Raw genomic sequence first — 1027 nt, 5'->3', positions numbered from 1 at the left:
AACGCGCGCGACGGAACATTCCCGCAATTCACGTAAAATAACATTGAAAATGCTCACTGGACATCGTCTCTGGTCAGGGCCCTGGTAGTGACCGGTCGGACAGTGACTTTAGGGCCAGCAACCAAGATCAAACGGTTCGGATGCTGGTACACATGGTCCACCACGCTCCACATCTAGCCTCTGACCTGGTCAAATAGGTTGAACCTATCAATCGGCAGGCTTGCCGGTGTCGCGCAGGCGCAGGTCAGAGGGGACGGAGGCCTGGTTCGCGCAATGCCGGGGCCTCCGGCCGGGATGACTCCGATGTTGACTCTCTGTGCTTGATATCATTGATCGTGCGGGAGTGCGGTCCCGCAGGTCGCCGTTCGGGAGGGCGCGGTTTAAAAGGTCTCAGTTACCTGGGCACCACGTCGGGGCGGTGCGAACCGGCATCCGCCGGGCCGGTTGTGCTGGGGGCAGCTTCGAGGACACCCGCGATCGCCTGAGGCAGCCGCCCGGTCAGCACCGAGAATGTACAGGGCGACTTGTTCGCCTATGGCCGAGGCAAGGACGGACGGTCGCGTCCAGATGCCGTCCGCCATCGTCGTGGCCCTGGCCGGGCCCCGCCGTTTACGGCTGGACTATGCGGATGGCCCTGGCCGCTTCGTGTCCGTGGCCTCTCTCATGGACGTCCTTCGATTCGGCGGGGATCATGTCGGACATGTCCCGTGTACGGCTGTTCGGCAATCTCGACGGGCTGGCGGCCACCTGCCGGCTGGTGGTGGACCGGCCGGCCGGCAGCACCCACCCGCGGGTGCCGCAGGCCGTGTACCCCGTCGACTACGGCTACCTGGAGGGCACCGTGGCCGCGGACGGCGGCGGGGTGGATGTCTTTCGCGGCAGCGCTGCCGGCGCCGGCGTGGTGGGATTCTTCGTTACAGCGGATCGGGGCAAGCGTGACGTGGAGGTCAAGATACTGGTGGACTGCACCGTCGGCGAGATCGAGCGTGTGCGGCGGCTGCTCGACGATGTCCTGGGGATCGGCGGC

Annotated in this window: 1 protein-coding gene; it reads left to right on the top strand. The window is 65.3% G+C overall.

The features are described from left to right. Positions 1–700: 700 nt before the first annotated feature. On the top strand, positions 701–1027 hold a 327-nt coding region (locus tag C1A33_RS26195; RefSeq protein WP_101834221.1), incomplete at its 3' end, for an inorganic pyrophosphatase.

This window comes from Frankia canadensis (assembly GCF_900197875.1).
In the GTDB taxonomy this organism is placed as follows: domain Bacteria; phylum Actinomycetota; class Actinomycetes; order Frankiales; family Frankiaceae; genus Frankia; species Frankia canadensis.
Note: the sequence above shows the minus strand (reverse complement) of the source record. Positions and strands in the feature narration are given on the sequence as shown.